A 22,247-nucleotide genomic window follows, 5' to 3' on the forward strand; every position below is an offset into this window, starting at 1 on the left:
CGTCATCCGGGACGTCGACACGTCATCCGGGATGCCGAGGCGATCGTCGAGTGGGCCTCGCGTTCGGTGAGGCCGGTGTGGACGGCGGCTTGGACGAGGTCGTTGGTGAGTTCGGGGCCGATGCCGTGCTCGTAGGCGCGGCAAGCGGCCCAGAAGAGGCGGGTGTTGCGCTGACCTTCGTGGGCGGCAAGGACGAACTGGACGAGGCCCTGGCCGTGTTGGCCGGCCCCGGGGGGCGTGTGGTGGTGCGTACGGGGCGGAGGCGTGAGCAGGCGCAGGAGTTCGCGCGGGCAGGGCGCGGGCGCGAGACGGGCGGTGCCCGGCGCCGTGCCGTAGACGCCGTGTTCGGTGCGGGAGCCGGGGCCGACCAGGTAGCCGCCGGCGCCGCGGATGTCGATGCCGGGGGCCAGCCGGCTCGCCGAGTTGGGGACGACCACGTCCGGCGGGCCGGTCAGCCACAGGTGGCGGCCGCCGCTCGGGGTCAGCACGACCACCGTTTCCGGGATCGTGAACAGGTGGCGCAGGGCCAGTTCACGCAGCGCCGCCGAGGAGTCCGTACCGGATTTGGTGTCGAGGTCGATGCCGATGAGGTGGTGCGGGTCGAGGCCACAGGCGATGCCGTAGCCGGTGGCCCAGGGGGCGGCGGCGAAGAGTTCGCGGATGCGGCGGGGATCGGTGGAGGCGTCGTACACACCGTGCCCGAAGCGGCCGCATTCGCCGTGGCAGGGCGGGGCGGTCGGGTCGCGGGGCGCACGGTCGGGGTCGTCGCGGTGGGGGGAGCGCAGGGCCGGGAGTTTCGAGCGGGACAGCGGGATCACCGCGAGGCCGCGCTCGGCTGCGGACAGGGCGTGGGCCAGGGCCAGAGTCGTGGCCTGCCGGTCGATGGTGGCCATGAATCCATGTTCGTACGAGTGTTCGAAAAAGGGAAGGGCTCGCCGGGCGCGAGGGTGCCGGGGCGGGATCCGGGAGGGGTTGATCCAAAAACTGGCGAAACGCTTCCCCTCTTGTGGTGCCAGGGGGCGAGCCGTCCGGTCCGGGATGAACAGGCGTTTTCTTGTCATGAAGGGGGTTTATCGACATGTCCTCACGCTTGAGGGGGAATCGCAGCTTCCGGGGTGGTTCGACGGGGATTCGGTGGGCAACTCTGGACTCGCGACGTCGTGATCGGCACTGAGGTGGTCGGCCAACTGCCCCGGAGCAAGCAGTACTTCCCGGTTCATACCGGTCGGTCCGTACATCCGGTTCTTGGAGGAATTCACATGGCAAGCATCCGTACCGCCCGCGTTCTCGCCGCCGTCTCGGCCCTGCCCCTCGCCGCCGCCCTCTTCGCGGGTGTCGCGACGGCGGACAACGGCGCTTTCGCGGACAACGGATCGAACGCGGGCGTGGCAACCGTCAGCGGCAGCGGGGTCGGGCGCGACAACAGCGGCAACTCCTCCACCACGCAGCAGCAGGCGGTCGGCTCCGGTGCCTCGAACCAGAGCAACACGGCTCAGGTGAACGGCTCCGCGTTCACGGACATCGACCAGTCGAACGCCGTCGTCAACTTCACCAACCTCTGGTGAGCCGGGGCCGGTGCACCCGCTCTCGACGGGTCCATCGGCCTTGAAGCACCGTGCGGGGTGTGCTTTGTGGGGTGGTAACGCGTCTGCGCGACGGTACTTCGGTGCCGTCGCGCAGGCGTTTTCTCATGCGTTGCGACCCCGGTTCCTCCCTGTGGGCGGCGGGCCGTAGGGCCCTCCATGACCTTGACAGCCCCCACTATCTGACGGACAGTCAGAAAACCTTGTTCGTACGAGGTCCGGGAGGGCCGCCGCCGTGCACCTCGCCCCCACCGAGCGCCAGCAACGGCTGCGCGCCGAACTGCGTACGTACTTCCGCGACCTGATGCCCGACGGGCCCCCGGCCGCCGACGACCCCCGCCGGCAGCGCGCGCTGCTGCGCCGCATCGGTGCCGACGGACTGCTCGGGATCGGCTGGCCCGTCGCGTACGGGGGGCAGGGGCGCGGCGCGGACGAGCAGTTCGTGTTCTTCGACGAGGCGTACCGGGCCGGGGCGCCGGTGTCCATGGTCACGCTGAACACCGTGGGGCCGACCCTCATGAAGTACGGGAGCGAGGAGCAGAAGGAGTACTTTCTGCCGCGCATCCTGAGCGGTGACGTCGTTTTCGCGATCGGGTACTCGGAGCCCTCGGCGGGGACGGATCTGGCCGCCCTGCGGACACGTGCCGTGCGGGTCGGCGAGGAGAGCGGTGGCGGGGGGAGTGACCGGGACGGCCGCGACGGCCGCGACGGCCTGGATGACCGGGGTGGCCGCGGCGACCAGGACGTCGATGGCCGGGATGGCCGCGGCGACGGGGGCGACCGGAATGACCGGAATGACCGGGGTGGCCGAGGCGACCGCGACGGCGGGGATGACCGCGACGGTCGGGACGACCGCGACGGTCGCGACGGCCGGGACTGGCTCATCGATGGGCAGAAGGTCTTCACCTCCAACGCCCAGCACGCCGACTGGATCTGGCTCGCCTGCCGCACCGACCCCGACGCGCCCAAGCACCGGGGCATCTCGATCATCCTCGTGCCCACGGACGCGCCGGGGTTCTCGTGGACACCGATCGAGACGGTGGGCGGGCTGACGACTACGGCCACCTATTACGACGGCATCCGCGTCCCCTTCTCGAACCTCGTCGGTGAGGAGAACGGCGGCTGGGGGCTCATCACCAACCAGCTCAACCACGAACGGGTCGCCCTCGCCGCGATCGGTATGCAGGCCGAGGACTTCTACGAGGCCGCGCTGACGGCGGCGCGTACCCCTGATCCGGTGACAGGACGGCGCCGCGTTGACGAGCCGTGGGTACGGTTCCGGCTGGCCGAGACGCATGCCCGGCTGGCCGCATCGCGCCTGCTCAACTGGCGTTTGGTGGGGGATGTCGGCGCGGGCCGGCTGGCGCCCGGCGATGCGAGCGGCGTGAAAGTCGTGGGAACCGAATCGGCGGTCGCGGTGTACCGAATGTGTCAGGAAATCGTGGGAGCGGACGCGCTGGTGCGCTCCGGTTCGCCGGGGGTGTTCGGGGACGGCGAGCTGGAGCGGATGAACAGGGCGGCGCAGATCAACACGTTCGGGGGCGGGGTGAGCGAGGTGCAGCGGGAGATCGTGGCGACGATGCGGCTCGGGATGACGAGGGGGCGGCGGTGAGAGGGGCGGGCGAGAGGACGGCGGTGAGTGAGGGGCTGTCGGTGAGCGAGGAGGTCGCGGTGAGTGGCGGGGCGGCGGTCGGCGGCGGGAGCGGGACGGGGACCGGGGAACCGGCGGGGCTGGAGGCGCGGCTCAAGGCGTACGAGGGACGGGCGGCCGCCGTCGCGGGCGTGGGCAAGGACCCGGTCAACGAGCCGATGATCCGGCACTGGTGCGAGGCGATGGGCGACACCCATCCGGGGTACGAGGGGCCGGACGCCGTGGCACCGCCCACCATGCTCCAGGTGTGGACGATGGGCGGCCTCTCCGGGCACGCGGGCCGCTCGGACGCGTACGACGAGTTGCTCGGGCTCCTCGACGAGGCCGGTTGCACCTCGGTGGTCGCCACCGACTGCGAGCAGGAGTATCTGCGGCCGCTGCGGCCCGGGGACGAGATCACCTTCGACGCGGTGATCGAATCGGTCTCCGAGCGCAAGACGACCAAGCTGGGTACGGGGTACTTCGTCACGACCCGGATGGACGTACGGGTGGACGGGGACCTCGCGGGTACGCACCGGTTCCGGATCCTCAAGTACGCCCCGGCCCGGAGCAGAGCCAAGGACAGAAGGCCGCGACCGGTCGTCAACCGGGACAACGCCGGGTTCTGGGAGGGCGTCGGGCAGCACCGACTGCTGATCCAGCGGTGCGGCGGATGCGGGTCGTTGCGGTTTCCCTGGCTGCCTGGTTGCGGCTCCTGCGGCTGCCTGGAATGGGACACGGTCGAGGCGAGCGGCGACGGCACCGTCTTTTCGTACGTGGTCATGCACCACCCGCCCTTCCCCGCCTTCGACCCTCCCTACGCGGTCGGTCTGATCGAGCTGGCGGAGGGGGTGCGGATCGTGAGCAATGTGATCGGGGTGCCGTACGACAAGGTGCGGATCGGGATGCCCGTGCGGGTCCAGTTCGAACGGTACGACGAGGAGTTGGTGCTGCCGGTCTTCCGGGCCGACGAGGCCCGCGGAAATCAGGAGGGCCACGGACGCCGGGAGGGCCGGGAGGGCCATGAAGGCCGGGAGGGTGAAGGGGGCTGACATGGACTTCACACCCACGGAGGAGCAGACGGCGGCCCGTGAGCTGGCCGAGCGGATCTTCGGTGACCTTTCCACGCCCGAGCGGCTCGCCGCGGCCGGGACCGGGAGCGACGCCGAGTTGTGGAAGGCGCTGTGCGCGGCCGGGCTGGTGACGGCCGTCGCGGACACGGGGCTCCTCGGCCTGGTGCTCCTGCTGGAGGAACAGGGGCGGACCACGGCCCAGGTGCCGTTCGCGGCGAGTTGTGTGTACGGGCTGCTGACGGTGGCGGCCCACGGTTCGCCCGAGCAGCGGGACCGACTGCTGCCCGCGATCGGGGACGGGACGGTGGTCGTGTGCGGGGCGATCTCCGGGACCGGATCCGTACGGGGGCCGGGATCCGTACGAGGTCCGGGATCCGTACGGGAGGGCGCGGCGGGACGCCTGAGCGGCCTCGCGCCCGTGGTGCCCTGGCTGCGGGACGCCACCCACGTGCTCGTCGCGGACGACCGGCGCCGGTTGTGGCTGGTCCGGGCCGCTGACGCGCAGTGCGAGCCGGTCGAGTTGACGGCGCCCTGGTCGGCGGGGCGGCTGACGCTCGACAACACGCCGGCTGAGCCGCTGGGCGGGGAAGATGCGTACGACGATGTGCTCGCCACCGCCCGCACCGCCTTCGCGGGGCTGCAGGCCGGGGTGTGCGCCGGGTCGTTGGCGCGAGCCGTGGAGCACACCAACACACGCGAGCAGTTCGGGCGCCCGCTCGCCGCCAAGCAAGGCGTCCAGCTCCGGGCCGCGGACGCGTACATGGACACCGAGGCGATACGGGTGACGGCGTACGAGGCGGCATGGCGGCACGACGAGGGGCTCGTGTACGCGACGCACGCCCTGACCGCCGCCTGGTGGGCGTCCGAGGCGGGACAGCGGGTCGTGCACACGGGCCAGCATCTGCACGGCGGAACGGGGGCCGACCTGGAGCACCCCGTGCACCGGCACTTTCTGTGGGGGCGGCAGCTGGACGCGTATCTGGGGTGCGGGAGCGAAGTGCTCCAGGAGCTGGGAGAGCTGATCGTGAGCGGGGAGGCGGAGACATGAGGGTCGGAGGAGGAGAACGCGTACGGGTCGGTGACGAACTGCCGCCGCTGGAGATCGAGATCACGCGCACGCTGATCGTGGCCGGGGCGATCGCGTCACGGGACTACCAGGACGTGCACCACGACGCGGAACTGGCACGGCGCAAGGGTTCCCCCGACATCTTCATGAACATCCTGACCACCAACGGCCTGGTCGGGAGGTATGTCACGGACCACTTCGGACCGGCCGCGGTCCTTTGCAAGGTGGCCATACGACTGGGTGCACCCAACTACCCCGGGGACACGATGGTGTTGACGGGCACGGTCGAGGAGGTCGAGGTCGAGGGCGAGGGCGATACGGCGACGGTGCGGGTTGTCGGGACGAACGGCATCGGCAGACATGTGACCGGGACAGTGACGGTCACCCTTCCGCCCGGGGGTGGCTCGTGAGCGTACGGACGAGAGACCGCCTCGGCGGACGGGCGGCGATCGTCGGGATCGGGGCCACCGAGTTCTCCAAGGACTCCGGGCGCAGTGAGCTCCGGCTCGCGGTGGAGGCGGTACGGGCGGCGCTCGACGACGCCGGGCTGGCGCCGTCCGAGGTGGACGGGATGGTCACGTTCACGATGGACACCAGCCCGGAGATCACCGTCGCCCAGGCGGCCGGGATCGGAGAGCTGTCCTTCTTCTCCCGGGTCCACTACGGCGGCGGGGCGGCCTGCGCGACCGTCCAGCAGGCGGCGCTCGCGGTGGCGACGGGGGTGGCCGAGGTCGTGGTCTGCTACCGGGCGTTCAACGAGCGGTCGGGACGCAGATTCGGAACCGGGGTGCAACAGCGGGAGCCGTCGGCCGAGGGGGCGGCGCTGGGCTGGTCCCTGCCGTTCGGACTGCTCACACCGGCCTCCTGGGTGGCGATGGCGGCCCAGCGGTATCTGCACACGTACGGACTCACGCCCGAGGCGTTCGGCCGGGTCGCCGTGGTGGACCGGAAGTACGCGGCGACGAACCCGGCGGCGTACTTCCACGGCAGACCGATCACCCTCGCCGAGCACGCGGCCTCGCGGTGGATCGTGGAGCCGCTACGGCTGCTGGACTGCTGCCAGGAGACGGACGGCGGTCAGGCGCTGGTCGTCACCTCGATGGAGCGCGCCCGGGAGCTGCCGCATCCGCCCGCGGTGATCACGGCGGCCGCTCAGGGCGCGGGTCGGGCGCAGGAACAGATGACGAGTTTCTACCGGGACGAGCTGACCGGGCTGCCCGAGATGGGGGTGGTGGCACGGCAGCTGTGGCGGACCTCAGGGCTGACTCCGGCGGACATCGACGTGGGGATTCTGTACGACCACTTCACGCCGTTCGTGCTGATGCAGCTGGAGGAGTTCGGGTTCTGCAAGCCCGGCGAGGCCGCGGACTTCGTGGCCGAGGAGCGGCTGCCGCTGAACACGCATGGCGGGCAACTCGGGGAGGCGTATCTGCACGGGATGAACGGGGTGGCGGAGGCGGTACGACAGCTGCGCGGCACATCCGTGAACCAGATACCGGGCGCCCGCCGCACCCTGGTGACCGCGGGCACCGGTGTCCCCACGTCGGGGCTGATCCTGGGGGCGGACGGAGCCGGGTAGGCACTCGCGGGCCCGCCCCGCCTTCCACCCCGCCGCAAGGGCCTCGGGGGGATTCTCCGGGACACCCCCGGTAGTACCGCGTCAGCCGCTGTACTACCGCCGTAGGTGTCTCTCAGGGGTGAACCCTCAGGGTGCAGGCGTCGCTCGTCCACCCTCAGGAGGTGGGGCCAACCCCCCTCCTACAACCTAGGGGGGACACCTCTTAGGGACCTGCGGCCGATCCGAAAAGGTAGGGGTCACTCCTAGCGTGGAGCCATGACCACACTCGTCTGCACCAGCGGTTCGAACGTCGCGACGCGGACCCTTCCGTACGCGGCGTACCCATCGTTCGCGTCGTACATGAAGGCCCGCCAGCCGGTGCTGCTGCGTACCGCCCGGTCGCTGACCGCGAACCCGAGCGATGCCGAGGACCTGTTGCAGACCGCACTGACCAAGACGTACGTCGCCTGGGAGCGGATCGAGGACCACAGGGCGCTCGACGGCTATGTACGGCGTGCGCTGCTGAACACGCGGACATCGCAGTGGCGCAAGCGCAAGGTCGACGAGTTCGTGTGCGACGAGCTGCCGGAGCCGGAGGAGGCGCCCGCCGGGGACCCGGCCGAGCAGCAGGCGCTGCACGACGCGATGTGGCGCGCGATCATGAAGCTGCCGGCGCGGCAGCGGGCCATGGTCGTACTGCGCTACTACGAGGACCTCAGCGAGGCGCAGACGGCGGAAGTGCTCGGCGTCTCCGTCGGCACGGTCAAGTCGGCGGTGTCGCGGGCGCTGGGCAAGCTGCGTGAGGACCCTGAGCTGGAGCCGGTCCGGTGACCCGGCTCAGCCGTGAGGCGAACGGCGTCCATGGAGAGGTTCCCGCCCGAGCCGAATAACCCTGTGACCTGATCGATCACCCGGAACTAGTGACATACCACGCGGTATGTGCGCAGAATCAGCGCAACCCTTACCGCCTCGTAGGCAATGTCGCCCCGGGAGGACGCCGTGCTGAGCACGATGCAGGACGTACCGCTGCTGATCTCAAGGATCCTGACCCACGGGTCGGCGATCCACGGCACATCGCAGGTGATCACCTGGACGGGTGAGGGAGAGCCGCAGCGCCGTTCCTACGCCGAGATCGGAGGCCGGGCGGCCCAGCTCGCGCACGCGTTGCGCGAGGACCTCGGGGTCGAGGGCGACGACCGTGTGGCGACGCTGATGTGGAACAACGCCGAGCATGTCGAGGCGTACTTCGCGATCCCCTCCATGGGCGCGGTTCTGCACACGCTCAACCTCCGACTCCCCGCGGAGCAACTGGTCTTCATCGTCAACCACGCCGCCGACCGTGTGATCATCGCCAACGGCTCACTGCTTCCGCTGCTCGCGCCGCTGCTCCCCCATCTGCCGACGGTCGAGCATGTGGTCGTCTCCGGCCCCGGTGACCGTTCGCTGCTCGACGGCGCGAGCGTGCGGGTGCACGAGTACGAGGAGCTCATCGCGGGCAAGCCGACCACGTACGACTGGCCGGAGCTGGACGAGCGCGCCGCCGCGGCCATGTGTTACACCTCCGGCACGACCGGCGACCCCAAGGGCGTCATCTACTCCCACCGTTCGATCTATCTGCACTCCATGCAGGTCAACATGGCCCAGTCGATGGGGCTCACCGACCAGGACACCTCGCTGGTCGTGGTCCCGCAGTTCCACGTCAACGCCTGGGGCCTGCCGCACGCCACGTTCATGACGGGCGTCAACCTCCTCATGCCGGACCGTTTTCTCCAGCCCGCGCCGCTCGCCGAGATGATCGAGACCGAGCGGCCCACGCACGCCGCGGCAGTCCCCACCATCTGGCAGGGCCTGCTCGGCGAACTGCACGCCAGGCCCCGGGACGTCTCCTCCCTCACCCAGGTCACCATCGGCGGCTCGGCCTGCCCGCCCTCGCTCATGGAGGCCTTCGACAAGCTGGGCATGCGGGTCTGCCACGCCTGGGGCATGACGGAGACCTCCCCGCTGGGCACGATCGCCCGGCCGCCGGCCAGTGTCGTGGGCACGGACGAGGAGTTCGCCTACCGCCTCACCCAGGGCCGTTTCCCGGCCGGAGTCGAGGCCCGCCTCACCGGCCCCGGCGGTGAACGGCTGCCCTGGGACGGCGAGTCCGCGGGCGAGCTGGAGGTGCGCGGCCCCTGGATCGCGGGCGCGTACTACGGCGGCCAGGGCGCCGAACCGGTCCGCCCCGCCGACAAGTTCAGCGAGGACGGCTGGCTCAAGACCGGCGACGTCGGCACGATCAGTCAGGACGGCTTCCTGACCCTCACCGACCGCGCCAAGGACGTCATCAAGTCGGGCGGCGAGTGGATCTCCTCCGTCGACCTGGAGAACGCGCTGATGTCCCACCCGGCCGTCGCCGAGGCCGCCGTGGTCGCGGTCCCGGACGACAAGTGGGGCGAGCGCCCCCTCGCCACGGTCGTCCTCAAGGAGGGCATCACCGCCGACTTCGCGTCGCTGCGCGCCTTCCTCGCCGAGGAGCGCAAGATCGCCAAGTGGCAGCTCCCCGAGCGCTGGACGATCATCGAGGCGGTCCCGAAGACGAGCGTCGGCAAGTTCGACAAGAAGGTGCTGCGCAGGCAGTACGCGCAGGGAGAGCTGGACGTCACTCGGCTCTGACGGGACGGGATGTCCCGTTGCTCCGACTCTTACGGACGGGTTGTCGGCCGGCTCCGGCTCCGGCTCCGGCGGCTGTCGGAGCCGGAGCGAGGGCTGGGATGAGGGCTGGGGTGCTGTTTCACGTGAAACAGCACCCCAACCCTCGTACGAGCCCGGTCAGTTTGTGCCGATGCGCGCCAGCAGGTCCACGATCCGGTCCTGCACCTCGACGCTCGTCGAGCGCTCGGCGAGGAACAGGACCGTCTCGCCCGCGGCGAGGCGGGGCAGCTCGGCCCGGTCGACGGCGGCGGTGTAGACGACGAGCGGGGTGCGGTTCAACTGTCCGTTCGCCCGCAGCCAGTCGACGATCCCGGCACGCCGACGCCGTACCTGCATCAGATCCATGACGACCAGGTTCGGACGCATCTGTGAGGCCAGGGTGACGGCGTCCTCGTCGGTGGACGCCCGGGCGACCTGCATTCCGCGCCGTTCCAGCGTCGAGGTCAGCGCCAGCGCGATCTCCGCGTGCTCCTCGATCAGCAGCACGCGTGGCGGGTGCTGCTCGGAGTCCCTGGGCGCCAGGGCCTTCAGGAGTACGGCGGGGTCGGCGCCGTATGCCGCCTCACGGGTCGCCTGACCGAGCCCTGCCGTCACGAGGACGGGAACCTCGGCGGCGACGGCGGCCTGGCGCAGCGACTGCAGCGCGGTACGCGTGATCGGTCCGGTCAGCGGGTCCACGAACAGCGCGGCGGGGAACGCGGCGATCTGCGCGTCCACCTCCTCGCGCGAGTGCACGATGACGGGCCGGTAGCCGCGGTCGCTCAGCGCCTGCTGGGTCGTCACGTCCGGCGCGGGCCAGACAAGTAGACGGCGCGGGTTGTCGAGCGGCTCCGGGGGCAGCTCGTCGTCCAGGGGCCGCGGATGCGGCTGGTCGGCGACCTCGACCGCGCCCCCGGGGCCGTCCAGCGGTTCGGGACCCTCGTCGGCGTTCTTGTCCGGGGCTCCTATGGCGTACGACCGTCCGGCGCCGTCGGTGGCTCCGGGCAGCCTCGGCCCCGGCGTCTGACCGGCCGGCGGATGCGGCCGGGCCGCGGTCTCCGGGCGTTCGGCGGCGGGCTCGGGGGGTGTACCGAGCTTGCGGCGGCGGCCGGAGCCGTTGGTCTGGTGGGGGGGAGGCGTGGCGGACTGCTGTGCTTGTCCGGGCGCCGGCGCCTGAGCCTGTGTCTTTCCCTTGGCCGGTACGCCCTGCTGCTGGTTCGGCGCGGGCTGGCGGCTGAACGGGACGCCCTGCCCGAGCGTCCGCACGCTGAACGCGCGTCCCTGTGTCGAGTTGGGGTCGACCGGCGCCGCGGCCTCCGCGGGCAGCGGTTGGGCGACACGCGGCTGGGCGGCGAGCGGCTGCGGCTGGGGCTGCGGCCGAGGTTGCGGTTGTACGGGCTGCTCCGGCGGGAGAGGGGTGCCGGGGGCTTGCGGCTGTGCCTGGGCGGCCGCTGCCACGGGTGCTCCCGGCTGTACGGGGACCCCCGGCGGCACGGGCGCCCCCGGCTGTACGGGGATACCGGCGCCGGAGGTGTCGTTGGCGCCAGGGGCCGGCCACGGGGCTGGAGCCTGGGCCTGCGCGGGGACGGCTTGCCCCGGGGCTCCGGGGGTCGGGGCGGCCGGTACGGGAACGCCCTGAGGCGGAACCACCATCGCGTTCGGCTGTGCCGGTGCCGGTGCCGGCGTGAGTGCCTGCGCCGGGTGTGCCCGCCCCGGCGGGGCGGAGACCGGGTGCGGCTGGGGCGGAGTGTGGTCCTCGGCCGCGTCGTCCAGCGCCGCGTCGTGACGGCCTTCGTCACCCGGGACAGCACCCGGGAGAGCGCCGCCGGTGACGGCCGCCGACTCCAGGGCCTGCTGCTGGGCCATTTGAGCCTGCAGGGCCTGCTGGGCCTGGACGTACTCGGGTGAGCGGTCGGCTTCCGCGGGCGGCAGGGCGAACACCGTGCGGCCGCCCGTCTCCTGGGCCGCGGCACGCTCGGCCGCAGCGGCCAGCGCACGCCGACGCCGCCCGGTCGGCTGCGTACCGGCACCTTCCGCGGAGCCCACGGCCCCACCAGGGCCGCTGGGAGCACTGGGAGCGGTCGGCGCCGCCGGCAACGCGGGCGGCAGCGCGGGCGGCAGCGCATGCTGTTCGCCGTCCCGCCGCGCACGCCGCCCGGCGGGTACGGGCACCGCGGGTACGGGCACCGCGGGTACGGGTACCCCCTGGGGAGGCACCGTCCCGCCCAGCCCCGTACCCACGGCCGCGGTTCCCGCCGCGTGCTCGGCCGCCATGACGACCGCGCCCTCGGAGACGCCCTCGGAGACGTTCTCGGTCCCGCTGTCGGTACCGGGTTCGGCCGGACTCGGCCGCCCGCGCCGACGACCGGTCCCTCCGGAGTCGCCGTCACCGGAGCTCTCGGGTCCTGACCCCTGCGCGGGAACGGACACCTCGACGGAGTCCTGCTCCGCCGCCGTACGCCGACGACGTCGCCCGGTGGGAGCGGTCGTACCGGCGTCGGACGCGGCCGGCTCCGCGGTCGCGACCTCGCTCTCCAGGAAGGCGTCAACGGAGGACCGCCGGGCCCGCCGCCTGCCACCGGCGTGGTTCGCACCGCCCTGGTGGCCCTGCTGCCCCTGCTGGGAGGCCTGCTCGGGCAGGGCGATCTCGGCCCCGGTCGACCGGGCCTCGGGCGCCACCGCCCCGGCCCCGTCCCCGATGGGCACCTCCAGCACGAACGCGCTGCCGCTCATCCCCGGCACCTCGTGCGTCTGCAGCACGCCGCCGTGCGCGCGCACGATCCCGCGCACGATCGGCTCGTGCACCGGGTCTCCCCCGGCATACGGCCCGCGCACCTCGATCCGTACGACCTCGCCGCGCTGTGCCGCCGCCACCACGACGGTGTTGTCCATGTAGCCGCCGGCGGACACCGGTGCGTTGCCGGTCGCGTCGACGCCGGCCACGTCCGCGATGAGGTGGGCGAGTGCCTGCGCGAGCCGCTGCGGGTCGACCTCGGCCTCGATGGGCGGCGCGTGCACGGCGAACTGCACGCGTCCGGGTCCGATCAGTTCGACGGCCCCGTCGACACCGGCCGCGACGACCGCGTCGAGCATCACCTTCGTACGGACGATCCCTTCGGCCCCCGCGTCGAGCCGCTGATAGCCGAGCACGTTGTCGACGAGGGTCGTGATCCGCGAGTAGCCCGCCGCCAGGTGGTGGAGCACCTGATTGGCCTCGGGCCACAGCTGTCCGGCATCGTCGGCCGCCAGCTTGGAGAGTTCGCCGCGCAGCTGGTCCAGAGGCCCGCGCAGGGACTGGCCGAGCACGGCGAGCAGCTGATCGTGCCGCGCGGTCAGCGCCTCGTAGCGGTCCTTCTCGCGCTCGCCGAGCGCGGCGTACCGCTCGTCGTTCGAGGCGAGTTCCTCCACGTGCCGCTCGCGCGCCTCGGCGAGCTCGGTCGCCTGCTCCTCGCGCAGTGCGTCGAGCTCCGCGGCGTGCTCCTCGCGGATGCGTACGAGTTCTTCCTCGTGCCGGGTGGCCGCGGTGTCCTTCTCCTCGACGAGGGTGTCGTACGGCCGCCGGTCGGTGAAGGTCATGACGGCGCCGACGAGCTGGTCGCCGTCCCGGACGGGAGCGGTCGTCAGGTCGACCGGCACCTTGTTCCCGGACTTGGACCACAGCACCTGCCCGCGCACCCGGTGCTTGCGCCCGGAGCGCAGGGTGTCGGCGAGCGGCGACTCCTCGTACGCGAAGGGCTCGCCGTCCGCGCGCGAGTGAAGGATGAGGGCGTGCAGGTCCTGCCCACCGAGATCACTGGCCCGGTAGCCCAGTATCTGAGCGGCGGCGGGATTGACGAGCACGACCCGCCCGTCCGTGTCCGTCCCGACGACACCCTCGGCGGCCGCCCGCAGGATCATCTCGGTCTGGCGTTGCGAACGCGCGAGTTCGGCCTCGGTGTCCACGGTGCCCGACAGATCGCGTACGACGAGCATGAGCAGCTCGTCCGGGGTGGGGCCGTAGCTGTCGTAGGCCTGCTGGCCGTTCTCGAGATTCGCACTGGTGACTTCGACCGGGAACTCGCTGCCGTCGGTCCGCCGCGCGATCATCCGGGTCGGTTTGGTCCGCCCGCGCTGGTCGATGCTGTCGGGCCGTCGCATGGACCCGGGGATGAGCCGCGAGTCGAACTGCGGCAGCAGATCGAGCAGGCCGCGCCCCACCAGAGCCGTGCCCGGGGCTTCGAAGGCCTCCAGGGCGATGGTGTTGGCGTTGACGACCGTGCCATTGGCGTTGACCAGCACCAAGGCATCGGGCAGCGCGTCCAGTATGGCTGCGAGGCGAGCAGCGCCTCGGGATGGCCTGCTGCTCACGAGACGCTTCCTCCCTGTTACCGCACCTTGCCGACCGCGAGGGCCATCTTGCCAACCTGCCCGCAGCGTGTCACGCGAGGGAGTCTACGGGCAGAGGTTGCGCTCGCGACGCCGGATGAGACGGAGGCCGCACGCAGAAGAGGGGTGGAACATGTGACCACGCATTTCACCCCGGCTCACGCCCTCCCCCGAACTGCGAGGTCAACACCGCATCGGAACCACATCGGCGCGACGTCGGCGCGACGCGGACACGCGCCACGGTGACCGAGCGGTGCCGTCGCTAGGAGCGGGTGCCCGGGAGCAGGGGCACGAGGGCGTCCCAGCGGGCGATCTGGCACCCGTCGGCCCGGTCGAACCGCGAGTCGACGGGCCGCCCGGCCCAGGTCCCGGTGACATGGGCGGTGGCCGGACCGCCGTAGATCATCGTGCACATCGTGCCGGGCGCCACCGGAGCGAAGGGGGTCCTGCCCCAGGTGGTCCGCCGGTCCAGCGTCGCACAGGCCTTCCCGGCATCGGGGTGACTGCCGCCGCCGGGATGACACCGCAGCCGGTACGTGCCGTCACGGCCGCCGCCCATGCCGTGCACGGTGACGGTCAGCCGGTCGCCGGAGTCCTCGCCGTGGGCCGGCGGAGGCATCAGGGCCAGGGGGACCGGTTCCGCGTGGGCGGCCCCTGCCTGCGCGGTGGCGGCGGGCAGGGCGGACAGCGCCGCGGCGGACGCGGCGGCGGTGAGGACGAGACGACGCAACATGCCCTGACTAACGCGACGCGCCCCGAGCGGTTGCGCGCCGCTGGGGCCCGCGCCCGGCGCGCTCCCCTGCCTCTCCCGCGCTCTCTCCCTCCCGCGCCGTCCTGCCCTCCCGCGCTCTCACGTCCTGCCGTGCCCTTCCCCGCCCTTCCCCGCCCTTCCCCGCCCATCCCGGCCCGAGATCTCCCCGCCCTCGCGATCTCTCCCGCTCTCCAGGCCGTCGGCTCTCCGGCTCTCCGGCCTTCTCGCGCCATCCGAGGCTCCAGCGCTTTTGGACTTTGCTCTGTGGCCCGCCTGCCTAGTACCGTGGGAGCCGATTGGTGACACCCCACCCGGCTGTGTCATCATCTGCACGCACCACTCGCGCTCGCGTGGGCGGTTGTGCGGGAGGCGTCGCCTAGTCCGGTCTATGGCGCCGCACTGCTAATGCGGTTTGGGCCTTAAAGCCCATCGAGGGTTCAAATCCCTCCGCCTCCGCCTCAAGATCCGAAGCCCCGGTCCACCTGGACCGGGGTTTCGGCGTTGGGCCCTCTGGAGCACGTCTGCCCAGCTCACAAGGGGTGCGGTAAACGGATTTCACATGGCGGCGGCAGTCATGTAATGTTCTTCCTGTCGCCGCGAGCGGGCCGAAAGCCCGGGAAGCGAGAGGCAGTAGGACCAAAACAAAACAAGCACTCGTAGCTTAACGGATAGAGCATCTGACTACGGATCAGAAGGTTGCAGGTTCGAATCCTGCCGAGTGCACACAGGTGAAAGCCCCGCTCCGATCACCGGAGCGGGGCTTTCTCGTGCCGTACAGCAGCGAAGTACAGCAACGGGTCCTCAGCCGTCGCGCATCGCCTCGGACAGCTTGCGTACCGCAGCGCGCACCTGGTCCTCGCTCGCTTCGGCGTAGACCTCCATCGTCATGGCGATCTGCGAGTGCCGCAGGATGCGCTGTGCCACCTTCGGGTGGACCTTGAGCGCGACCAGGAGCGAGCTGCACGTGTGCCGAGTGTTCCGCAGCGGGATCAAGCGGATGCCGGCGCGGCGGGCCCGCAGGGCGAACATGCGGGTCAGGTTCCCTGGCTCGATCGGGGTGCCGTACTTCGTGGTGAAGATCAGCCCGTGTCGGTCCTGCCAGAGATCACCGGCCGCTTTCCGGTCGGCGTTCTGCTGAGCGCGCCGCATCACCAGGGCGGTACGGCAGACGTCCGGCAGCGGCAGGAAGTCGTCCGAGTCCTCGGTCTTGGTCTCGCGGTGCAGGATCTCGCGGCTCGCCCGCTGGATCTGGTGATCCACGTAGATCTCGCCGGCCTCGAAGTCGACCGACTTCCAGGTCAGCCCGAGTACCTCGCCGCGCCGGAGCCCGAGGCAGAGCACCAGCATCCACGCAGCGAACAGGTGATCGTCACGGGCCGCGGCGTCGGCCAGGAACTGGCTGGCTTCGACCACCGACCACGGCTTGATCCGTCGGCGCCGGGGCTTGGGGACCGTGACCAGGGAAGCGACGTTCTTACCGATCTCCTCCTCGCTCACGGCGTGGGTGAGCGCGGCGCGCAGGGCATCGCGGGCCGCCTGGACGACACGGCGCGACGGATACGCCTCGCAGCACTCGCCGACGGCACAGCACCGCTGCCGCTCGGGAGGGCGTTTGGCGTCCTTCTCCTGAGCGCAGCACTGGCAGATCCCTGCGAGCTTGTTGAGCCACTCGCGGACGTCCCGGACCGTGAGCTTGTCGAGCCGCTTCCCGCCGAGGTGGGGACCGATGTAGAGCCGCACCGAACCCTCATAGGAGATGTACGTCAGCGGTGCCAGGTTGGGCTTCACGATCGAGTCCAGCCAGTACGTGAGGAACGCGGACAGAGTGCGGTGCCGGGTCGCCACAGGCCCCTTCTTGGCTTCACCGTGCAACTTGATCCACTTGTCGTGGACCTCTTCGCGGGTCTTGCCGTAGACGTACTTCCGCTTGCGCTTGCCCTCCGGGGTGTCCACCCAGACGTACGCGGCAAAGCCGTTCTTATACGGGTAGATCGAGCCTTCGCCGTTGGCGCGCTTGCCGCTCACGCCGACCACCCCGCTTCGGCTTCCTGCGCGCGGCGTTCGACGTACTCATCCACCCAGCGGGGCAGTATGCGCCGGTTGCGGCCGTCCTTGATGGAACGGATCTCACCGGTCAGTACGAGCATCTTGGTCTTGGACAGGCCATAGCCGAGCATCTCGGCAACTTCCGCCGTGGTGTGCCACTTTCGTGTGATCACAGCCGTGGTCATGCTGCGGCTTCCTCCCATTCGAGTTGGTCGTGCATGGCTTCGCGTGCTGTCTCGCGGTTGAGTTGGATGTCCCGGTGGATGTTGGCGGCGAGCCAGGATTCGCCGGGGGTGTAGCCGTGGCCGGCGTAGGTCCAGTGGGAGAGCACGAGGGTGGTTGCCTCCGGGTTGTCGTCGAGGTCGGGCAGGCCCAGGGCGGCGCGTTGCTGGGCGGCGCGGTAGTCGGCGCGGACCTGTCGGAGAGCGCCGAGGGTGGTGGAGTAGCGGCGGGACTTGGTGGAGAAGTGGCCGCGGAAGCCGAGCATGTGGGCCCAGTCCCGCAGCTTCCGGTCGGGGTAGAGGGCGTGCAGGTCGAGGCAGGCTTCCATCAGCCGGCGAGGGTGGTCGGGCACGTCGAGCAGCACGAGGGCTTCTTTATTGCCGATCCGGCGGTCCACGGCCCCGGTGGTCTCGGCTGCCTTGGTGGCGTACTTGGCGACGTAGGAGGCCACGGCCTGTTCGGTGAGTTCTTCGCCGTTGCCGAACGCGCTGATCTGCTGCACGTCGAGCTGTGTGCCCCAGTGCAGGACCCGGGCCGGCTGGTCACCCGCGGGAGGTACGTCGACCGCGACGCGGGCTGCGGCGGCGTGGATCGCGTCGGTGAGCAGGTCGAGGGTGGCCCAGTGCGGGGGTGGGGTGTCGGGTCCTTCGGGTCCGTCGAAGCGGATCACGGCGTGGAAGTGGACGGCCCCGCGCTTCTGGTATTCGGCGACCTTGCCGAAGGAGACGCGGGACTGTTCGTGGGCGTCCTTCTGGGTGAGCCCGGCACGCTTTGCGATCTCGCGGCGGAGGTAGATCGTGAAGTAGCGCCACAGGTCGGAGGCGTGGTTGTTCCACAGCACGGCGCCCGCGTAGTCGTAGGTCGTCGGGTCGAGCGGGGTGCCGAGTTCGGGCGCGTCCTCCGGGTGGTGTCGGCCGCAGCGGCAGGGCCGGTTGCCGGGGCGGTTGTGGACGGGGCCGAATGAGGGTGCGGTGAGGGTGGCGAAGACGCGGGGGTGGTCGCGCACGGTGTGCGGGGTGCCCTTGGCCGGGTCTCCGGTCAGTCCGGCGCGGATGAGGTGGTAGGTGTCGCCGGCGTAGGTCCAGGCGCAGGCCGGGCAGCGGGAGGCACGGCGGTTGCCGCAGGCCACCCGGAGCATGCCGCCCGGCTCGTGCTCGGTCGTGTAGGCGTGCAGCACGGTCTTGGTCGTCGGGTCGATCGTCTTCGTCGCGCCGGTGAGCCGGATCGGGTCGGAGCAGCCGCCGGTGCGGCGGATCTGGTCTTGCCAGCGGTCGAAGTCGGCCGAGCCGGCCACCCTCAGCACGTCGCCGAGGGTGGCCGGGTCGAGACCCGCCAGGGTGGCGGTGTCGGTCACGCGGCCACCTCCAGACGGGAGGTGAGGAAGGCACGGCCGATCCACTCGCTGTACGCGGGCGGCACGGCCTTACGGGCTTCAGCATTGGTCATCCAGGTGCAGCCCATGGCGTCGGCATACGCCCGTTCGCCCTTGTGGTCGAAGGCCAGCAGCCGCTTGGGGTGCCAGCAGGGCGGCACCAGGTCGCCGCTCCATCCCCACGAGGTTTCGAAGACTCGGTGACGGCGGACGTTGAGGCCGAACGTGGTGCCGCACAGCAGGTAGTCCGGCCGCAGCAGTCCAGCCCTTGCAGTCTCGGGGACGTTCTCGATGGCCCATGGCAGGCCGGAGGCTTGCAGGTGCTCACGGCCTGCCTCCAGCAGGTCGGGGTGATCGTCGGGGTTGCCACGCCATGCGGTGACCCGGGCATAGCGCTCGCAGGGCCAAGAGGCGTGCACCAGGTCGAAGCCGTCCAGCGGGAATGTGAGCGCGTCGGCCTGATGGAAGGTGAACGGGTAGTTAGGCTGCGGGTGGATGTCGACTCCCGTCACCTCGAACCCAGCGAGGTGGTGGCCCAGCGACAGTCCGCCGGCTCCGCAGCACAGGTCGAGCAGGCGCAGACCGTTGGGGCTCCGCGGCGGCAAATCGAAGACGCTCACACGATCACCTCTTGCCGGGCGGTCGTGAAAGCGGTGCCGATCCACCGCGTGTAGGCGGGCGGGATGGCTTCGGTGAGTTCCTCATGGACGTCGGTCCAAGTGATGCCCATGGCCTGCTGCATCTCCGGGACGGTGGCCTTGCCGCCTCCGTCGCCGTACGCCGCCACATAAGGGCCGTCGCGGTAGACGCCGTGGCGCCAGCCGCGCACGTAGCCCCGGTGACGGGGGTGGGCCGGCTGCATGACGCCCCAGCGGCCGAGTTCGAAGTTCCGGTGCCGCAGCACACCGAGGCCGAACATCTCGCCGCACAGGGACAGGTCCTTGCGGATCCTCGCGCGGCCGTTGGGCTGCTCCATCACGTACGGCAGCCCGGACTGGTCGAGGAGTTCGCGGGTGGGCGCCACCAGGTCTTCGTGGGTTCCGCCCCAGCCCTGGGACTGGTTGGTGCCCACGGTCAGGCCACAGCCGGCCTGGCAGGGCGGGGAGGCATGGACGAGGGTGTACCGCTCGATCTCGCCCGTGGCGATCAGGTGGGCGAGGTATTCGAGGGCGTCACCCCGGTGGTAGGGGAAGGGGTAGCGGGGGCGGTCTGCGATGTCGCAGCCATCCACGTCGAACCCGGCGAGACGGTAGCCCCAGCCGGCGCCACCGGAGCAGGAGAACAGGTCCAGGACCCGCGGTTCACTGATCGGGTTGCCGATCACGGGTTGCCCCCGTTCCGGCGGTGGGCGGGACCGTGGTTGGTGCCGTAGTCCTCAACCAGGGCCTTGACGTCGTTGTCGCCGTTGGCGTGGTCCTCGGCACCGCAGCCGCCGCACACGTAGTCGCCCTGAGAGCGGGTGTACTTGGTGCCGCCGCGGACCCGGAGGCCGGGGCTTTCCTCGGTCGGGGTGAGGTCTGCGAGAGGTTTGCGGAACATCCCGGTCACCTCCCGGCGCGTGCGAGGACGGCGGCGGGGGCGATGTGGCCGGTGCCCTTGCAGGCCCGGCAGGCGACACGAAGGGTGGTCCGCGAGCCGTCGCGGTTGCGGGTACCGGTGGTGATCGCGGCAGCGGCGAAGCCGTCGCAGTCACGGCAGACGGGCGTGTTCTGGGCGCGCTGAGGCATGATGGGGCTTCCCTTTCGGGTCCGTTGGATCTGGAAGGTGGTGAGGCGCCCGGAGCGGCGGAAGTTTGGCGACCGAGGCCGCTCCGGGGGCCGGTTAGCGGTTGTGCAGGTCCTTGAGCAGCAGGCGGAGGACGACCGCGACCAGGGCGACGGAAACGCCGGTGATGGCGACCGCCAGGAGCAGCGAGACCAGGACCGCGCCCACGACGAGGACCACCGCGGTACCGCCACCGACGAGGGCGACGACGGTGCCGGGGGTGAGCTGGACGGTGGGCCGTGCCGGGGTCTGCGGCACCGGAACCGGGGCGGGGGCCGAGGTCACCGGGGTGTTCGCGGTGGGGGCCGGTGCGGGGGCCGCAGGGGGCGGGGCGGTGTCCGGGGTCGGGTACTTCGGGGTAAACACGAGCTTTTCTCCCTTCGGTGGGGCTACTTGACGGCCGCGCCGACGGCGGGGCCGAGGAAGCTGTGGGCGAGGAGGTAGCCGCCGAGCAGCAGCACGGCCACGAGCCACCAGGGCGGGCGGGCGAGCTTGACGCCGAGCCAGCCGATGACGATCAGAGCAAGCCAGAGCGGAACGTCCATCGGGGTCTCCTAGGGCTGGCAGCGGTGGGTGCGGGCGGCGAGTTCGGCGGCGGCGCGGTCGTTGTAGTCGGTGGAGAAGCCGCAGCCGGGGGCGGTGCAGGCCGCCGTGTGCCGGTTGCGTCCGCGGCCGTCGAAGTAGGTGCCGACCTCGACGGGGCCGATGCGGATCAGGTTGCGGAAGCGCCGGTAGACGGGCATGTCTGTCCCTTCTGGTCAGGTGAGTTGGAGTTCTGCCGCGATCGCGGCGGACATCGGGCCGGGCAGTCCGAGCCGGGTGGAGAGAGCGTCCGCGGCCATCGGGGTTCCGGTCGTGGCGCGGTGCGCTTCGGCGATCTTTCGGGCGTGGTCCAGGAGCGCGGCCGGCACCGTCACCGCAGGCGTAGCGCGTTCGGGCTGTGCGGGCGGAAGCTCCGGGGCTGCGGGCGGGGCCGGGGTGTCGGCGCGGTGCATGTCGACGTCGGTCACGGCCGGTTCGTCCACAGGCTGTGTACGGGGTTCGGTGGAAGCCGGGGGTTCGGTGGGTGCGTGGACGAGGAGGGTGCCGCCGAGGAAGGCCAGCGCGGGCCAGCCGGCGACGAGGATGCACAGCCAGGCCGGGACGTTGTCCAGGTCGAGGAGCCCGGCCGTGGCGATGTTCGCGCCGAGCGAGGCGAACAGGGCGATCACGAACCAGGTCCACGCCGACCGGTCCTTACGGGCAGTCCGCAGCCGGCGCCACGCGGCCACCAGCAGCAGATCGACACTGATCGGGTAGGCCCATGCCTTCCATCCGGTCTGCCCGGCGGCATCGGCCAAGTCGTGCAGGTGGGCGAAGGACAGCGCACCGGCAATCACAGCCTGTACGAGTACGGCATCCGGACGGATCGAGCGGGACATGTCCTCACCTCCTTCACAGGGGGTCGGGCCAGGGGCGGGCGGGGAGTCGTGTCCGGCCGTCCGGCCCCGGCGGTTCAGTCGGTGGTGGCCTCGCCGGTGCCGAAGCAGGCCAGGCAGATACCGGCCTGTTTGCCGACAGCGCGGCGCTTGCGGCCCACGTGGACCGTGGCGGCGACCTCCCCGGTGCCGTCGCACGGACCGCACTTCGGCGGAGCCGGCGCGGGTCGCGGGGGTGTTTTCCTGGTGGCCACGGGTCACCCCTCGCCGGGGTACTCGGGGCCGTCGGTGGGGTCGAAGCCGGGCGGGAACAGGCCCGGAGGGGGCTCGGGCAGGGAGGCCGCGATGGACGGGGCGATCGCGTCCACGAACGCGTGATCGGCGCCGTACAGGTCGGCGTACAGGGCCAGGGAGCCGAGCATCAGCACCGTGCGGTGGAAGTCCTCGCAGTGCTCGCACATGCCGCTCACCGGTCCATACCGGGGTAGTCGTGCCCGGCGGGCGGGTAGATGCCCTCCGCGCGGTGGGCGAATTCAGCGTTCAGAGCGCTGTTCAGGGCCGTGGTGAAGTCGTCCACCACCGGGTTGAAGTGCAGGTGGTTGAGCAGGGCCTCGTACAGGAACCCGAGCCGGTTGGCGTCGTCTCGTTCGACCGGGTCGAATTCAAACCAGGGCTTGTGAGGCATCGGAGTCCTTCCGGTTTCCGGCATGGAGGGGGTAGGGACCT

The 22,247-nt window shown here is 71.1% G+C and carries 25 protein-coding genes and 2 tRNA genes; 10 read left to right on the plus strand and 17 right to left on the minus strand.

The features are described from left to right. Positions 1 to 2: 2 nt before the first annotated feature. Entirely contained in the window at positions 3 to 893 is an 891-nt protein-coding gene (locus RV986_RS26965; protein WP_475919866.1) for a bifunctional DNA primase/polymerase, read from the minus strand. Between the two features lie 366 nt (positions 894 to 1,259). Between RV986_RS26965 and RV986_RS26970 the strand changes: the two genes are divergently transcribed. The 8 genes from RV986_RS26970 (at position 1,260) to RV986_RS27005 (ending at position 9,565) form a co-directional block, all read left to right on the plus strand. Then, entirely contained in the window at positions 1,260 to 1,565 is a 306-nt protein-coding gene (locus RV986_RS26970; RefSeq protein ID WP_475919867.1) for a hypothetical protein, read from the plus strand. A 253-nt stretch (positions 1,566 to 1,818) separates the two neighbouring features. Further along, entirely contained in the window at positions 1,819 to 3,195 is a 1,377-nt protein-coding gene (locus RV986_RS26975; protein ID WP_475919868.1) for an acyl-CoA dehydrogenase family protein, read from the plus strand. A gap of 119 nt (positions 3,196 to 3,314) precedes the next feature. Continuing rightward, positions 3,315 to 4,265 (plus strand): bifunctional MaoC family dehydratase N-terminal/OB-fold nucleic acid binding domain-containing protein, encoded by a 951-nt coding sequence (locus RV986_RS26980; RefSeq protein WP_475924444.1) that lies wholly within the window; start codon positions 3,315 to 3,317, stop codon positions 4,263 to 4,265. A gap of 1 nt (position 4,266) precedes the next feature. After that, positions 4,267 to 5,334 (plus strand): acyl-CoA dehydrogenase family protein, encoded by a 1,068-nt coding sequence (locus RV986_RS26985; RefSeq protein ID WP_475919869.1) that lies wholly within the window; start codon positions 4,267 to 4,269, stop codon positions 5,332 to 5,334. Further along, positions 5,331 to 5,762 carry a MaoC/PaaZ C-terminal domain-containing protein gene (locus tag RV986_RS26990; protein ID WP_475919870.1) on the plus strand — a complete coding sequence of 144 codons (432 nt, stop codon included), beginning with the start codon at positions 5,331 to 5,333 and terminating at the stop codon, positions 5,760 to 5,762. The genes RV986_RS26985 and RV986_RS26990 overlap by 4 nt, the downstream gene beginning before the upstream one ends. After that, complete coding sequence (locus tag RV986_RS26995; RefSeq protein WP_475919871.1) at positions 5,759 to 6,931, plus strand: lipid-transfer protein; 1,173 nt, start codon at positions 5,759 to 5,761, stop codon at positions 6,929 to 6,931. The genes RV986_RS26990 and RV986_RS26995 overlap by 4 nt, the downstream gene beginning before the upstream one ends. A gap of 255 nt (positions 6,932 to 7,186) precedes the next feature. Then, positions 7,187 to 7,741: a SigE family RNA polymerase sigma factor gene (locus tag RV986_RS27000; RefSeq protein ID WP_475919872.1), complete on the plus strand. Its 555-nt coding sequence runs from the start codon at positions 7,187 to 7,189 to the stop codon at positions 7,739 to 7,741. A gap of 147 nt (positions 7,742 to 7,888) precedes the next feature. Next, positions 7,889 to 9,565 (plus strand): long-chain fatty acid--CoA ligase, encoded by a 1,677-nt coding sequence (locus tag RV986_RS27005; RefSeq protein WP_475919873.1) that lies wholly within the window; start codon positions 7,889 to 7,891, stop codon positions 9,563 to 9,565. Positions 9,566 to 9,721: 156 nt separating this feature from the next. On the opposite strand, the gene RV986_RS27010 is transcribed toward RV986_RS27005, so the two are convergent. Further along, positions 9,722 to 13,930, minus strand: a complete 4,209-nt coding sequence (locus tag RV986_RS27010) for a hybrid sensor histidine kinase/response regulator (RefSeq protein WP_475919874.1) — start codon at positions 13,928 to 13,930, stop codon at positions 9,722 to 9,724. 280 nt (positions 13,931 to 14,210) lie between these two features. Continuing rightward, positions 14,211 to 14,681, minus strand: coding sequence for an SSI family serine proteinase inhibitor (locus tag RV986_RS27015; RefSeq protein ID WP_475919875.1), 471 nt, complete (start codon positions 14,679 to 14,681; stop codon positions 14,211 to 14,213). Between the two features lie 383 nt (positions 14,682 to 15,064). Between RV986_RS27015 and RV986_RS27020 the strand changes: the two genes are divergently transcribed. Together RV986_RS27020 and RV986_RS27025 are read left to right on the plus strand one after the other, a co-directional pair. Continuing rightward, a tRNA-Ser gene (locus RV986_RS27020) sits at positions 15,065 to 15,155 on the plus strand. A 194-nt stretch (positions 15,156 to 15,349) separates the two neighbouring features. After that, positions 15,350 to 15,422: transfer RNA gene (locus tag RV986_RS27025), tRNA-Arg, on the plus strand. A gap of 78 nt (positions 15,423 to 15,500) precedes the next feature. On the opposite strand, the gene RV986_RS27030 is transcribed toward RV986_RS27025, so the two are convergent. The 14 genes from RV986_RS27030 to RV986_RS27095 form a co-directional block, all read right to left on the minus strand. Beyond that, entirely contained in the window at positions 15,501 to 16,733 is a 1,233-nt protein-coding gene (locus RV986_RS27030; protein WP_475919876.1) for a site-specific integrase, read from the minus strand. Then, a complete protein-coding gene (locus RV986_RS27035) occupies positions 16,721 to 16,930 on the minus strand; it encodes an excisionase family DNA-binding protein (RefSeq protein ID WP_351621375.1) in 210 nt (69 codons plus the stop codon). Before RV986_RS27035 ends, RV986_RS27030 begins: the two co-directional genes overlap by 13 nt. Continuing rightward, entirely contained in the window at positions 16,927 to 18,321 is a 1,395-nt protein-coding gene (repSA, locus tag RV986_RS27040) for a replication initiator protein RepSA (RefSeq protein WP_475919877.1), read from the minus strand. The genes RV986_RS27035 and repSA overlap by 4 nt, the downstream gene beginning before the upstream one ends. Next, positions 18,318 to 18,959, minus strand: a complete 642-nt coding sequence (locus RV986_RS27045) for a class I SAM-dependent methyltransferase (RefSeq protein ID WP_475919878.1) — start codon at positions 18,957 to 18,959, stop codon at positions 18,318 to 18,320. The genes repSA and RV986_RS27045 overlap by 4 nt, the downstream gene beginning before the upstream one ends. Beyond that, on the minus strand, positions 18,956 to 19,663 hold the full coding sequence (locus RV986_RS27050) for a DNA methylase (RefSeq protein WP_475919879.1): 708 nt from the start codon (positions 19,661 to 19,663) through the stop codon (positions 18,956 to 18,958). The genes RV986_RS27045 and RV986_RS27050 overlap by 4 nt, the downstream gene beginning before the upstream one ends. Continuing rightward, positions 19,660 to 19,878 (minus strand): hypothetical protein, encoded by a 219-nt coding sequence (locus RV986_RS27055; RefSeq protein WP_475919880.1) that lies wholly within the window; start codon positions 19,876 to 19,878, stop codon positions 19,660 to 19,662. Before RV986_RS27055 ends, RV986_RS27050 begins: the two co-directional genes overlap by 4 nt. Before the next feature lie 5 nt (positions 19,879 to 19,883). Continuing rightward, entirely contained in the window at positions 19,884 to 20,066 is a 183-nt protein-coding gene (locus tag RV986_RS27060; protein WP_475919881.1) for a hypothetical protein, read from the minus strand. Positions 20,067 to 20,160: 94 nt separating this feature from the next. Next, positions 20,161 to 20,469 carry a SpdD protein gene (locus tag RV986_RS27065; RefSeq protein WP_475919882.1) on the minus strand — a complete coding sequence of 103 codons (309 nt, stop codon included), beginning with the start codon at positions 20,467 to 20,469 and terminating at the stop codon, positions 20,161 to 20,163. 23 nt (positions 20,470 to 20,492) lie between these two features. Further along, complete coding sequence (locus tag RV986_RS27070) at positions 20,493 to 20,648, minus strand: hypothetical protein (RefSeq protein ID WP_095853506.1); 156 nt, start codon at positions 20,646 to 20,648, stop codon at positions 20,493 to 20,495. A 9-nt stretch (positions 20,649 to 20,657) separates the two neighbouring features. Further along, positions 20,658 to 20,846 carry a mobile element transfer protein gene (locus tag RV986_RS27075; protein WP_343325027.1) on the minus strand — a complete coding sequence of 63 codons (189 nt, stop codon included), beginning with the start codon at positions 20,844 to 20,846 and terminating at the stop codon, positions 20,658 to 20,660. 15 nt (positions 20,847 to 20,861) lie between these two features. Beyond that, entirely contained in the window at positions 20,862 to 21,524 is a 663-nt protein-coding gene (locus RV986_RS27080) for a DUF2637 domain-containing protein (RefSeq protein ID WP_475919883.1), read from the minus strand. A gap of 74 nt (positions 21,525 to 21,598) precedes the next feature. Further along, complete coding sequence (locus RV986_RS27085) at positions 21,599 to 21,775, minus strand: hypothetical protein (RefSeq protein ID WP_475919884.1); 177 nt, start codon at positions 21,773 to 21,775, stop codon at positions 21,599 to 21,601. A gap of 3 nt (positions 21,776 to 21,778) precedes the next feature. Continuing rightward, positions 21,779 to 21,982, minus strand: coding sequence for a hypothetical protein (locus RV986_RS27090; RefSeq protein ID WP_075031201.1), 204 nt, complete (start codon positions 21,980 to 21,982; stop codon positions 21,779 to 21,781). Positions 21,983 to 21,987: 5 nt separating this feature from the next. Beyond that, the gene (locus RV986_RS27095) at positions 21,988 to 22,206 is read right to left on the minus strand and encodes a hypothetical protein (protein ID WP_475919885.1); all 219 of its coding nucleotides are present in this window, start codon (positions 22,204 to 22,206) and stop codon (positions 21,988 to 21,990) included. Positions 22,207 to 22,247 lie beyond the last annotated feature (41 nt).

This window comes from Streptomyces sp. RLA012 (assembly GCF_056270325.1).

Excerpts from the sequence above, each read along its gene's own strand:
- RV986_RS27070 (WP_095853506.1), bottom strand. The coding sequence starts at position 20,648 with ATGGACGTTCCGCTCTGGCTTGCTCTGATCGTCATCGGCTGGCTCGGC.
- RV986_RS26970 (WP_475919867.1), top strand. The coding sequence starts at position 1,260 with ATGGCAAGCATCCGTACCGCCCGCGTTCTCGCCGCCGTCTCGGCCCTG.
- RV986_RS27035 (WP_351621375.1), bottom strand. The coding sequence starts at position 16,930 with ATGACCACGGCTGTGATCACACGAAAGTGGCACACCACGGCGGAAGTT.
- RV986_RS27090 (WP_075031201.1), bottom strand. The coding sequence starts at position 21,982 with ATGTGCGAGCACTGCGAGGACTTCCACCGCACGGTGCTGATGCTCGGC.
- RV986_RS27005 (WP_475919873.1), top strand. The coding sequence starts at position 7,889 with ATGTCGCCCCGGGAGGACGCCGTGCTGAGCACGATGCAGGACGTACCG.
- RV986_RS27075 (WP_343325027.1), bottom strand. The coding sequence starts at position 20,846 with ATGCCCGTCTACCGGCGCTTCCGCAACCTGATCCGCATCGGCCCCGTC.
- RV986_RS27000 (WP_475919872.1), top strand. The coding sequence starts at position 7,187 with ATGACCACACTCGTCTGCACCAGCGGTTCGAACGTCGCGACGCGGACC.
- RV986_RS27080 (WP_475919883.1), bottom strand. The coding sequence starts at position 21,524 with ATGTCCCGCTCGATCCGTCCGGATGCCGTACTCGTACAGGCTGTGATT.
- RV986_RS27060 (WP_475919881.1), bottom strand. The coding sequence starts at position 20,066 with ATGCCTCAGCGCGCCCAGAACACGCCCGTCTGCCGTGACTGCGACGGC.
- RV986_RS26965 (WP_475919866.1), bottom strand. The coding sequence starts at position 893 with ATGGCCACCATCGACCGGCAGGCCACGACTCTGGCCCTGGCCCACGCC.
- RV986_RS27015 (WP_475919875.1), bottom strand. The coding sequence starts at position 14,681 with ATGTTGCGTCGTCTCGTCCTCACCGCCGCCGCGTCCGCCGCGGCGCTG.
- RV986_RS26990 (WP_475919870.1), top strand. The coding sequence starts at position 5,331 with ATGAGGGTCGGAGGAGGAGAACGCGTACGGGTCGGTGACGAACTGCCG.
- RV986_RS27055 (WP_475919880.1), bottom strand. The coding sequence starts at position 19,878 with ATGTTCCGCAAACCTCTCGCAGACCTCACCCCGACCGAGGAAAGCCCC.
- RV986_RS26985 (WP_475919869.1), top strand. The coding sequence starts at position 4,267 with ATGGACTTCACACCCACGGAGGAGCAGACGGCGGCCCGTGAGCTGGCC.
- RV986_RS27095 (WP_475919885.1), bottom strand. The coding sequence starts at position 22,206 with ATGCCTCACAAGCCCTGGTTTGAATTCGACCCGGTCGAACGAGACGAC.